The sequence below is a fragment of the Streptomyces sp. OfavH-34-F genome (genome assembly GCF_022347745.1).
Taxonomy (GTDB): domain Bacteria; phylum Actinomycetota; class Actinomycetes; order Streptomycetales; family Streptomycetaceae; genus Streptomyces.
This window is the reverse complement of the sequence record NZ_JAKRGC010000200.1, coordinates 1-11,737: the sequence shown is the minus strand read 5'-3', so window position 1 is coordinate 11,737 and position 11,737 is coordinate 1. Positions and strand designations below refer to the sequence as shown.

Annotated in this window: 10 protein-coding genes; 2 read left to right on the top strand and 8 right to left on the bottom strand. The window is 71.4% G+C overall.

The window, feature by feature from the left end:
- Positions 1–174: 174 nt before the first annotated feature.
- Positions 175–708: an alkyl hydroperoxide reductase gene (locus MHW47_RS24235; protein ID WP_239225891.1), complete on the bottom strand. Its 534-nt coding sequence runs from the start codon at positions 706–708 to the stop codon at positions 175–177.
- A 12-nt stretch (positions 709–720) separates the two neighbouring features.
- On the bottom strand, positions 721–1,275 hold the full coding sequence (locus MHW47_RS24230) for a peroxiredoxin (RefSeq protein WP_111337919.1): 555 nt from the start codon (positions 1,273–1,275) through the stop codon (positions 721–723).
- Between the two features lie 132 nt (positions 1,276–1,407).
- On the opposite strand from MHW47_RS24230, the gene MHW47_RS24225 reads away from it, so the two are divergent.
- Positions 1,408–2,373, top strand: coding sequence for a hydrogen peroxide-inducible genes activator (locus tag MHW47_RS24225; protein WP_239225890.1), 966 nt, complete (start codon positions 1,408–1,410; stop codon positions 2,371–2,373).
- A 57-nt stretch (positions 2,374–2,430) separates the two neighbouring features.
- On the opposite strand, the gene MHW47_RS24220 is transcribed toward MHW47_RS24225, so the two are convergent.
- The 5 genes from MHW47_RS24220 to MHW47_RS24200 form a co-directional block, all read right to left on the bottom strand.
- A complete protein-coding gene (locus MHW47_RS24220; protein ID WP_239225889.1) occupies positions 2,431–4,827 on the bottom strand; it encodes an FtsX-like permease family protein in 2,397 nt (798 codons plus the stop codon).
- The gene (locus MHW47_RS24215; protein WP_239225888.1) at positions 4,824–5,510 is read right to left on the bottom strand and encodes an ABC transporter ATP-binding protein; all 687 of its coding nucleotides are present in this window, start codon (positions 5,508–5,510) and stop codon (positions 4,824–4,826) included. The genes MHW47_RS24220 and MHW47_RS24215 overlap by 4 nt, the downstream gene beginning before the upstream one ends.
- A complete protein-coding gene (locus MHW47_RS24210; RefSeq protein ID WP_239225887.1) occupies positions 5,507–6,031 on the bottom strand; it encodes a PadR family transcriptional regulator in 525 nt (174 codons plus the stop codon). The genes MHW47_RS24215 and MHW47_RS24210 overlap by 4 nt, the downstream gene beginning before the upstream one ends.
- Before the next feature lie 147 nt (positions 6,032–6,178).
- Entirely contained in the window at positions 6,179–6,436 is a 258-nt protein-coding gene (locus MHW47_RS24205; protein WP_239225886.1) for a hypothetical protein, read from the bottom strand.
- Complete coding sequence (locus MHW47_RS24200) at positions 6,433–7,404, bottom strand: SPFH domain-containing protein (RefSeq protein ID WP_239225885.1); 972 nt, start codon at positions 7,402–7,404, stop codon at positions 6,433–6,435. The genes MHW47_RS24205 and MHW47_RS24200 overlap by 4 nt, the downstream gene beginning before the upstream one ends.
- A gap of 223 nt (positions 7,405–7,627) precedes the next feature.
- On the opposite strand from MHW47_RS24200, the gene MHW47_RS24195 reads away from it, so the two are divergent.
- On the top strand, positions 7,628–9,919 hold the full coding sequence (locus tag MHW47_RS24195; RefSeq protein WP_239225884.1) for a transglycosylase domain-containing protein: 2,292 nt from the start codon (positions 7,628–7,630) through the stop codon (positions 9,917–9,919).
- Between the two features lie 44 nt (positions 9,920–9,963).
- Here the strand turns inward: MHW47_RS24195 and MHW47_RS24190 are convergent.
- Positions 9,964–11,737: ATP-binding SpoIIE family protein phosphatase (locus tag MHW47_RS24190; RefSeq protein ID WP_239225883.1), on the bottom strand; the 1,774-nt coding region annotated here is incomplete at its 5' end.

Genomic DNA, 11,737 nt, shown 5'->3' with positions numbered 1-11,737 from the left:
GCGCTGGACGCCGCCCCCGCCGCACCGTCCGGCCCCGCGCCCGCGGCCACGGCGGCGCCAGCCCCGGAGGACGGCGGACCGGACCGGGACGCCCCGTAACGCGGACACGGAGAAGGGCCCCTCGGACGGTCGGTCGTCCTCGGGGCCCTTCGGTATTCAGGGTACTGCGGGTGCCTACTCGGCCAGGACGGCCTCGGCCTCCAGGGTCACGCCCACCGCCTGGATCACCGAGGCGATCTTGACGGCTTCCTGGATGGTCTCGCGGTCCACGCCGGCCTTGCGGAGCACCTGCTCGTGCGAGTCGAGGCACTGGCCGCAGCCGTTGATCGCGGAGACGGCGAGCGACCACAGCTCGAAGTCGACCTTCTCCACACCCGGCTTGCCGATGACGTTCATCCGCAGGCCCGCGCGCAGGTTCCCGTACTCGGGGTCCGAGAGCAGGTGGCGGGTCCGGTAGAAGACGTTGTTCATCGCCATGATGGCGGCGGCCGACTTCGCGGCGGTGTACGCCTCCGCGGAGAGGTTGGCCTTCGCCTCCGGCTCCAGCTCGCGCAGCACCTTCGGCGAGCGCGAGGCGATCGCGCAGGCCAGAACGGTGCCCCAGAGCTGCTGCTGCGGGAGCTCGCTGTTGCCGATGACCGAGCCGAGGTTCAGCTTCAGGTCCTTGGCGAAGTCCGGTATCGAGGACTTCAGTTCGTCGAGTGCCATGGTGATATCAGCTCACTCGCCCGAGAGGAGCGCGACCGGGTCCAGGGTGTTCTCGCCCTTGGTCCAGTTGCAGGGGCACAGCTCGTCGGTCTGCAGGGCGTCGAGGACCCGCAGGACCTCCTTGGGGTTACGGCCCACGGAACCGGCGGTGACCATCGTGAACTGGATCTCGTTGTTCTGGTCCACGATGAAGACGGCGCGCTGCGCGAAGCCGTCCTCGCCCTCGATGCCGAGCGCGCGCATCAGCTCGTGCTTGGAGTCGGCCATCATCGGGAAGGGCAGGTCGGTCAGGTCCGGGTGGTCCTTGCGCCAGGCGTGGTGCACGAACTCCGAGTCGCCGGAGAAGCCGAGGATCTGGGCGTCACGGTCGGCGAACTCGTCGTTCAGCTTGCCGAAGGCGGCGATCTCGGTCGGGCACACGAAGGTGAAGTCCTTCGGCCACGCGAAGACGATCTTCCACTGACCCTCGTAGGTCTTGTGGTTGATCTGCTCGAACTCCTTGCCGCTCTCCAGCGAGACGCAGGCGGTCAGGTCGAACTCGGGGAACTTGTCACCGACAGTGAGCACGCGCTCTCCTTACAGCGTAGGACATCCCTTTTTGGGGGAGTTCCTGGGGGTTGGACGATCACCACCATGGCACAGAGTGCATTGATCGCGGAAATAGCTACACTTGGTCGTGATGATCGGAGGTGCCTATCAGTGGCGCACGGTAACCAGGGCAACCGGCACAAACAGCCCAGCCTGTCGCAGCTGCGCGCCTTCGCCGCCGTCGCCGAGTATCTGCACTTCCGGGACGCGGCCGCCGCAATCGGGATGAGTCAGCCCGCGCTCTCCGGGGCCGTGTCTGCGCTGGAGGAGGCACTGGGTGTCCAGCTCATCGAGCGTACGACGCGCAAGGTACTGCTCTCGCCCGCCGGGGAACGGCTCGCCGTGCGGGCCCGGGTCGTGCTCGACGCCGTCGGCGAGCTGATGGAGGAGGCCGAGGCCGTCCGCGCGCCGTTCACCGGAGTGCTCCGGCTCGGCGTCATCCCGACCGTCGCCCCGTACCTCCTGCCGACCGTGCTCCGGCTGGTCCAGGAACGCTACCCGGCCCTCGACCTCCAGGTGCACGAGGAGCAGACCGCCTCGCTGGTCGAGGGGCTCGGTGCAGGACGGCTCGACCTGCTGCTGCTCGCCGTGCCGCTCGGGGTCCACGGGGTCAGCGAGCTGCCGCTGTTCGACGAGGACTTCGTCCTGGTCATGGAGCGGGGCCACCCGCTCGGCGGACGGACCGACATCCCGCGCCTCGCCCTGCGCGAGCTGCCGCTGCTGCTGCTCGACGAAGGGCACTGCCTGCGGGACCAGGCGCTCGACATCTGCCGCGAGGCCGGCCGCACCGAGGGCGCCCCGGTCACCACGACCGCCGCCGGGCTCTCCACCCTGGTGCAGCTGGTGGCCGGCGGCCTCGGGGTGACGCTGCTGCCGCGTACCGCGGTGAACATCGAGACCGCCCGCAACGACGCCCTGACCACCGGGTACTTCACGGACCCGGCCCCCACCCGGCGGGTCGCGCTGGCCATGCGGACCGGGGCCGCCCGGCACGAGGAGTTCGAGGAGTTCGCGGCGGCGCTGCGCGAGGCGATGCGGTCGCTGCCGGTACGCGTGACGGAGGGCGACCCGGCCTGACCCGTACGGCCGTACGGGCCGGACCCGGCCGCCCTCCGCGGCGCGCGTGCCCCGGGGCTACTCGGAGCGCAGTCCGTCCGGGCGCATCATGCGCCACAGCGGAGGCAGCGAGAGCAGCGTGACCAGCAGGATCAGCGCCCCGCCGGCGCCGGCCAGCGGCAGGAACACCAGCCAGTCGGACACTTCCTTGTCGATCATCCAGCACAGCGCCGCGCCCAGGGTGAGGCCGCCGGCGACCGCGACCGCGAGGCCCAGGACCACGGGGATCGCGGTCTGCCAGAGCACCGACCAGCCGAGGGTGGTGCGGCGGGTGCCGAAGGCGACCAGGACCGAGAGCAGCCGCTTGCGCTCGCGCAGCTGTTCCAGCTGGGAGACCAGCATGGAGATGGCGATGAGCAGCAGCGTGACGGTGGCGCCGACCTGGAGGCCGGTCTGCACGCTGGCGTACTGGCGGTCGCGCTCCACGGACATCATGGTGACCATGCGCATGCCGGGGTCGATCCGGGCCGCCGTGTTGCGCACGTACTCGGCGGCGTCCGGGACGTCGGGGTCGATGCGGATCTGCGTGGCGGTGACGGCGCCGGGCAGGGTGGTGGCGTCGATGGCTCCGGGGGTGACCATGATGCCCGTGCGCTCCTCGCCGAGCGGGTCCTTGCGGGCGACCACGGTCTTCGTGTCGGCGGGCAGGGTCCAGAGCAGCTTCTTGCCGCTGCCCGACTCGAACTCGATCTCCTCGCCCTTGCGGGCGGTCTTGTCCATCCAGCCGGCCATGTCCTCGTCGTGCGCGGGGTGGACGACGAAGCTGTCGCCGTCCGCGCACGAGTCGATGCGGGCGACCTCGCGCAGGGTGGCGCAGTCACCGACGTTGAACGACGTGGTGGGCCGCATGTCGTCGTCGGCGTACTTCCCGGGCTTGGAGGCGTAGGCCTCGATCATGCCGATGACCTGGTCGACGCCCTTGGTGGCGCGGAACTTCGCGATGGTGTCGACGGCCGCGGTGCCGCTGACCTTCTCGGAGACGGCGTAGAACTGGGCGCGGTCGGTGTCCTGCCCGGTGGCCTGGTTGAAGTCGGCGTTCATCGAGGCGAAGAGCATCTGCACCGCGACCGCGCCGGCCACCGCCACGGTGACGCCGCTGACCGCGCGGGAGGCGGCCCCGCTGCTGAGCTGGAGCCTGCGGGTGGCGAGCTGCCAGGGCACCGGGCCGCCGTGCAGCCGGCTCACGCACGCCTCGACCAGCCACGGCAGCAGCAGGGCGAGCCCGACGAGGACCAGCACCGCGCCACCGGCGAGGGCGTACGGGTTGACGACCGTGTACTCACCCGACTTGCCGGTGAGCGCGAACACACCCAGCCCCGCGAGCGGGAACAGCAGCCGCCACCACAGCCGGCGCGTGCGGGAGCGGCTGTTGCGGACGACGCCGAGCGGCTCGATGACCACCGAGCGCATCGCACTCAGCGTGACGAGCACCGCGGTCAGCGGCACGGCGGCCGCGATGAGCAGGCAGAGCCGCAGATCGGGGGAGAGGTCGGCGGGGAAGGCGCTGACGTCCCAGACCTCGATGTGGCTCACGAACTGCCGTCCCACCAGGAACATCACGAGGCCGATGAGCAGGCCGAGGGTGGAGCCGAAGAGGGCTTCCCCGGCCGCGATCCGGCGGGTGGAGCGGATGTCGGTGCCGACCAGGCGCAGTGCGGCGAGCCGGCGGTCGCGGCGGTCGCCGCCGAAGCGCACGGCGGTGGCGATGAAGATCGCGACGGGTGCCAGGAGCACCACACAGCCCACGATCACCAGCACGACGAGCATCGGGGCGAGCGGCGGGGTGGGGGCGGGATCGCCGTACGCGGTCACCCGGTGGCCGCCCGACGCGGGGGTCAGGGTGTCGCTGCCGGCGTAGAACCACAGTTCGTTGGGTGAACGCAGCCCGTCGTCGCTGATGGTGCCCGTGATCCGGTACGGGAAGCGCTCCTTGAGCAGGGCGTTCGCCGGGTCGGCGAGCAGGTCCTTCAGCGCCGGGGAGACGACCATCTCGCCGGCGGCCGGCAGGGCGTCGATGCCCGGCGGATGCACCGGGTGATCGCCCTCGGCGCGCATCAGGTAGCCGGAGATGGTCCGGTCGCGGTACTCGGTGTCGGCCGAGATCCGCAGGATGGAGGTGTCGGACTTCTTCCCGACCGCGTCCGGGTTCGCGGAGATCTTGGTCTCGCTGCGGGCCCGGTCGCGGTCGTTGCGCGCGTCCAGGGCGTGCGGGACGGAAGCGGCGAGGAAGAGCAGCGTCACGCCGAGGCCGACGCCGACGGCGGTGAGGAGGGTGCGGGTCCAGCCGGAGCGGCCGCCGCCGGCGGCGAAGCGGATGCCGAGGGCGAGGTCGCGGAGCCAGGGGGCGGTGCGGGAGCGGGGGGCGGGCGGTGCGGGCACGGGGGCCGTGGTCCGTTTCTCGTCGAGGAGCGTCACGGGGTGTGCTCCAGGTCGGTGGCGCGGCCGTCGCGGACGGTGATGTCGCGGTCGGAGTAGGCGGCGACGCGGGCCTCGTGGGTGACCAGGACGACGGCGACGTTGGCGGAGCGGGCGGCTTCGGTGAGCAGTTGCATGACGCGTTCGCCGTTGAGGGAGTCCAGGGCGCCGGTCGGCTCGTCGGCGAAGATGACCTTGGGGGAGGCGGCGAGGGCGCGGGCGACGGCGACGCGCTGGCCCTGGCCGCCGGAGACCTCGCCGGGGCGCTTGGTGCCGATGTCCTCGACCTCCAGGCGCTCCATCCAGGCCAGGGCGGTGCGTTCGGCGTCCTTGCGGCGGATGCCGTTGAGGCGCAGGGGCAGGGCGACGTTCTCGGTGCAGGTGAGTTCGGGGACGAGCTGGCCGAACTGGAAGACGAAGCCGAAGTCGCTGCGGCGCAGGGCGCTGCGTTCGGCGTCGGACATGGCGGACAGTTCGCGTCCGTCGTAGGTGATGGTGCCGGAGTCGGGGGTGATGATCCCGGCCAGGCAGTGCAGCAGGGTGGACTTGCCCGAGCCGGAGGGGCCCATGACGGCGACTACTTCGCCGGGGTGGACGGAGAAGGAGGCGCCGTCCAGGGCGGGGGTGGGTCCGTAGGTCTTGCGCAGGTCGTGCGCGGCGAGGAGGGAGCCGGCGGGCATCACGCGGTGACTGCTTTCTTGAGCTGGCCCAGGCGGGCGGTGGTGAGTTCGAGCCAGCGCAGGTCGGCTTCGAGGTGGAACAGGGCGTGGTCGCAGATCAGCTGGTCCGCGAGGTCGCCGCGGCGCTTGCGGTCGGTGAGGATGCGCATCAGGCGCAGGTGTTCGGAGCGCTGGGCGTCCAGCACGTCGGCCGCGTCGCGGCCGGTGAGCAGGGCCAGGACGACCTTGGTGTAGAGGGTCGACTGGAGGTAGGGCTCGGGCTTCTCGGGCTGCGCGAGCCAACTGGCGACGTCGGTGATCCCGGCGTCGGTGATCGCGTAGCGCTTGCGTTCGGGGCCGCCGCCGCTCTCCACGCCGTCGACCTCGACGAGGCCGTTCTTCAGGAGCCGGGACATCGTCGAGTAGACCTGCCCGTAGTGCAGGGGGCGGTCGTGCCCGAACTTCTCGTCGAACGTCCGCTTGAGGTCGTAACCGTGGCGGGGCCCCGATTCCAGGAGCCCGAGCAGGGTGTGGCCGATAGACATGCGGAGCACTCTACACGGTGTGTATACCTGCGATGTATACGCAGGGGGTACACCCGAAAGGCGCACGTCAGCGGCGTGTGCGGGGTCATCGGCCGGGGAACGCGTACGGCCCGCCCCCTCGCGGGAGAGGGCGGGCCGTATGCGGTTTCACTCGTCGCCGGGCGGCTCCGGCGGGGCCTTGGGCGGGCGGCCCCGGCGGGGGATCGGACCCGCTCCGCCGGGCAGCCGGCCCGCCTCGGCGAGTGCCCGCCGCAGCAGGAACTCGATCTGCGCGTTGGCGCTGCGCAGCTCGTCCGACGCCCAGCGGGCCAGTGCGTCGTACACCGCGGGGTCCAGCCGCAGCAGCATCTGCTTGCGCTGCCGCGGCCGGGCGCGCGGTGTCTGCCCCGGGCTGTCCTCGGTCACTGGTAGAGCGTGCCCGTGTTGAGGACCGGCTGGGCGGCGCGGTCACCGCAGAGCACCACCATGAGGTTGCTCACCATGGACGCCTTGCGCTCCGCGTCCAGCTCGACGATGTCCTGCTCGGCGATCCGGGTCAGCGCCATCTCGACCATGCCGACCGCGCCCTCGACGATCTGCTGCCGGGCCGCGACGACCGCGCCGGCCTGCTGGCGCTGGAGCATCGCGGAGGCGATCTCGGGGGCGTACGCGAGGTGGCTGAAGCGGGACTCGATGATGCGCACCCCGGCGGCCTGCACCCGGGCCGTCAGCTCCACGGCCAGCTTCTCGGTGATCTCCTCCGCGTTGCCCCGCAGCGACAGGCCGCCCTCCTCGTGGGCGTCGTACGGGTACTCGAGGGCGATGTGCCGGACGGCGGACTCGGTCTGGGTGGCGACGAACTCCAGGAAGTCGTCCACCTCGAAGAGGGCCTGGGCGGTGTCCTCCACCTTCCATACGACGATCGCGGCCAGCTCGATGGGGTTGCCGTAGGCGTCGTTGACCTTGAGGACGGCGGTCTCGTGGTTGCGCACCCGGGTGGAGATCTTCTGGCTGGTGGTCAGCGGGTTCACCCAGCGCAGCCCGTCGGTGCGGATGGTGCCGACGTACCGGCCGAACAGCTGGATGACCCGCGCCTCGCCCGGTGCGACCATCTTCACACCGCCCATGCAGAAGAACGAGGCGATGGCGAGCAGGGCGCCGAGGATGCAGACCGGGACGCCGACGGCGTTGTTGCCGTCGGAGCCGACGACGCCGCCGACGACGGCGAGCGCGATGCCGATGATCACGCCGAGCACGGTCAGCAGGAGCCCGAGCCCTCCGGCGATGCTGTGCGCCCGCGTCTCGCGGACCTGCGGTTCCGGCATGTCGGGGGCGTCGGGAGTGAGGTCGGCGGACGACTGGGGCGCGGTGGACGCGGAGTGCGGGTCGGTCATGGTGTCCCCCCGTGGTGACGAGCTAGCCGGTCGCTAGCAATGTGATTACACATTAGCCGTTCTCGCAACCTTGCGCACCCCTGGGGAGTCGGTTCCATCGGAAGCGGGTGCTGATTGTCACGTCCGTAAAAAGTCGGATCGCCTGCATTTCGGGCTTGCCGACGGTGTTAGCTGGCAGGTCCGAGCTGATCCGGCCGAGCAGAGAAACGGGAGCGACCAAGCGATGGGTCGAGCGGAAGCGCGACGAGCCCAGCGACAGGCTGAGAGGAAGGGCGGCATACGCCGCTTCCTCACCTGGCGCAAACTTCTGGGCACGGCCTTCGGAGTGATCCTCCTGGGCATGGGCGCCTTCGCGGTGCTCTACGTTGTCGTGGACGTGCCGGAGGGCAACCCCAAGATGGAGTTGCAGGCGAACGTCTACAAGTACGCCGACGGGAGCCTGCTCGCCAGGACCGGCGAGGTCAACCGCGAGATCGTGAGTCTCGCCGAGGTGCCCAAGGAGGTCCAGGACACCTTCGTCGCCGCCGAGAACAAGTCCTTCTACAAGGACCACGGCGTCGACCTGAAGGGCACCGCGCGCGGCCTGCTCAACACCGTGTCCGGCAAGGGCAAGCAGGGCGGCTCGACCATCACCCAGCAGTACGTCAAGAACTACTACCTGGACCAGGACCAGACGGTCACCCGCAAGCTCAAGGAACTCGTCATCTCCCTCAAGGTCGACCAGAAGAAGACCAAGAAGGAGATCCTCGCCGGGTACATCAACACCAGCTACTTCGGCCGCGGCGCCTGGGGCATCCAGGCCGCCGCCCAGGCGTACTACGGCGTGGACGCCAAGGACCTCGACGTCTCGCAGGGCGCCTACCTCGCCGCGCTGCTCCAGGCGCCGAGCCAGTACGACTGGGCCGTCGCCGGTCCCAACGGCAAGCGGCTGGTCAAGGCGCGCTGGGCGTACACCCTGGACAACATGGTCGAGGAGGGCTGGCTCGACGCGGGCAAGCGCAAAGGGCTGACGTTCCCCGTGCCGCGCGAGCCCAAACCGCTGGACGGGACGTCCGGGCAGAAGGGCTACATCGTCGACGCCGCCCGCAAGGCGGTGCTCAAGGAGACGGGCCTCAGCGACGACCAGTTCGACCGGGGCGGCTGGACCATCACCGTCAGCATCGACAAGAAGAAGCAGCGGCAGCTGGAGAAGTCGGTCGAGGCCAAGCTGCTCGACAAGCTGGACCCCGAGAAGCGCAAGCTGGACCAGGACATCCAGGCCGGCGCGGTCTCCGTGAACCCGAAGACCGGCGCGGTGGTCGCCCTGTACGGCGGCCGCGGCCAGAACGTGCACTGGACGTCGAACGCCACCCGCGCCGACTTCCAGCCCGCGTCCACCTTCAAGCCGGTCATCCTCGCCGCCGCGCTCGACAACGAGTCGAAGACCCAGAACGGCGAACGGATCACCGCGAACACCCGCTACGACGGCACCAGCAGGCGCCCGGTCGTCGGCAGCGACATCCCGTTCAACCCGGAGAACGAGGACGACCAGAACTACGGCCAGGTCACCGTCCAGACCGCGATGAACAAGTCCATCAACTCCGCGTTCGCGCAGATGGGCGTGGACGTCGGCATGGACAAGGTGATGAAGACCGCCGGCCGGCTCGGCATGGACGTGGAGAAGCTGGATGCCGTACCGGCGCAGACCCTCGGCTCCATGGGCGCCAGCCCGCTTCAGATGGCCGGGGTGTACGCCACCCTCGACAACCACGGCAAGAAGGTCACCCCGCAGATCGTGAAGACCGCCGTGCACCAGGGCGACGCCCCGCTGGACCTGCCCGACGCGGTCGGTGACCAGGTGATCTCCCGCCAGGCCGCGGACTCCGTGACCTCGGTGCTGACCGGCGTGGTCGACGACGGCACGGCCCGCATGTCGGTCCGCAACGCGGAAGGGCTCCAGCAGCGCGAGATCGCGGGCAAGACCGGTACGTCCGACGACAACAAGTCGGCCTGGTTCACCGGCTACACCCCCGACCTGGTCACCTCGGTCGGACTGTTCGGCGAGGCCGCCTTCGACCGCACCGGCGACGACGGCAAGAAGATCAAGAAGTACTCGCAGGTGACCCTCAAGGGCGCCGGCGGCGGCGGACGCGTCAACGGTGGCGGCTTCCCCGCCGAGATCTGGGCCGACTACATGGCGCACTCCCTGGGCACGCCCAAGAAGTTCGACCTCGACACCGACATGGGCGCCGCGGTCAGCCCGCCGCCCGCGTCCCACTCGCCGAGCCCGAGCACCTCGCCGTCGGACGACCCGACCCCGTCGCACTCGCCGTCCAGCCAGGCCCCGTCCTCCGAGCCCCCGCCGGTCAGCGAGTCCCCGCAGAGCAGCCCGCCCGCCTCGCCGTCCGACGACACGTCGAACGAGCCGGACCCCGACCCGAGCGCCGACCCGGGCCCCTCGGCGTCCGTCGGCCTCCCGGACCTCGGCGGCAACAGCAACAAGCGCCCGGACGACGACGGCGCGATGCCCCGCTGACCGGGCGCGGCGGGGGCGGGCTCACCGCCCCCGCCGCGGTGGCGTCACCGCCCCCGCGTCGGCATCTCGAACCACACCACTTTGCCGGTCGACAACCGGGTCGCCCCCCACCGCCGGGCCAGCCGGTTGACCAGGAAGAGTCCGCGGCCGTTCTCGTCCATGTCACGGGCGCGCCGCTGCCGGGGCAACTGCGGGGAGTCGTCGCCGACCTCGCAGCGCAGCGTCTCGGTGCGCAGCAGCCGCAGGCTCACCGGCCGCTCCGCGTACCGCACGGCGTTGGTCACCACCTCGCTGATCAGCAGCTCCACCGAGTCCGACAGGTCGTCCAGCCCCCACCGGCCCAGCGCCCTGCGCGCCAGCCTGCGGGCCCGCCCGGGGGCGGACTCGTCGGGCTCCAGCTCCCAGTAGGCGACGTCGCTCGGCGCGATCCCGTCGAAGCGGGCGGCCAGCAGCGCGATGTCGTCGTCCCGGTCACCGGGCCCGAGCATGTCCAGCACGTCGTCGCACAGGGCCTCCAGCGGCGGCGAGTGGTCCTGGCCGGTCAGCCGGGCGGTCGCGGCGAGCCGCTCGCGCAGCAGCTCGATGCCCGTCCACACGTCCCGCAGCCGCGACTCCACCAGCCCGTCGGTGTAGAGCAGCAGCGTCGCACCGGCCGGGGCGTCCAGCTCGACGGCCTCGAAGTCCACTCCGCCGACGCCGATCGGGGCGCCCGGGGGCACCCGCAGCACCTCCGCGTGGCCGCCCAGATGGAGCAGGACGGGCGGCGGATGGCCGGCGTTGGCGACGGTGATGCGGTGCGCGACGGGGTCGTACACCGCGTACAGGCAGGTGGCCATGCGGTCGCTGCCCAGGCGCTGCGCCTGCTCGTCGAGGTGGTGCAGCACCTCCTGCGGGGGCAGGTCGAGGCCCGCCAGGGTCTGAGCGGTGGTGCGGAGCTGGCCCATGATCGCGGCGGACGTCATGGAGTGGCCCATGACGTCACCGACGACCAGGGCGACCCGGCTGCCGGGCAGCGGGATCGCGTCGTACCAGTCACCGCCGACGCGCGCGGTCTCGGCCGCCGGGAGGTAGCGCGAGGCGAGTTTGACGCCGGTCGGCTGGGGAAGCGAGTCGGGCAGCATGGTGCGCTGCAGCTCGTCCGCGATGTACGCCTCTCGCCCGTAGAGCACCGCCTTGTCGATGCCGAGAGCGGTGTGCGTCGCGAGCTGGGCGGCCACCAGCAGGTCGTTGGCCTCGAAGGCCGGGCGCTCGGGGCCGCGCTGGAAGACCGCGGCGCCGATCACCCGCCGCCGGCCGCGCAGCGGGGCGAGGATCACCCGGTGCCCCGACGGCACCGTGCGCTCGGTGCCCAGCAGCTCGGGCAGCGCGACACGGGCCGCCGCGGAGTCGCCGAAGACCGGCCGCACCCCGCGCAGCACCTCGGCGAGCGCGCTCCCGGCCCGGACCTCGCACAGCTCGGCGGCGGGCATCAGATCGCCCTGCGGGTCCAGGGTGGGCAGCCGCAGCCGTTCCGTCTCGGACAGGCTCTCGGTCTCCTCCTCGGCCAGCCGCAGCCGGTCCGAGCGGCGCAGCCGCAGCACGAACGGGTTGACGGGCCGCTCGTCGCCCACGGGCAGCGGGTCGCGGAGGTAGACGAGTATGGCGTCGGAGAACGTCGGCACGCTGGCCCGGCACAGCCCCAGCACGATCTCGTCCAGGTCTATGCCCCGGGCGATCCGCCGGGTCGCGGCGCCCACGAAGCGCAGCCGGTCGCCCTCGCGCCGCGCCGCGGCCTGGGGGTCGGGCGAGGCGGGGGAGCCCTTGGCGGGGGCCGGGATG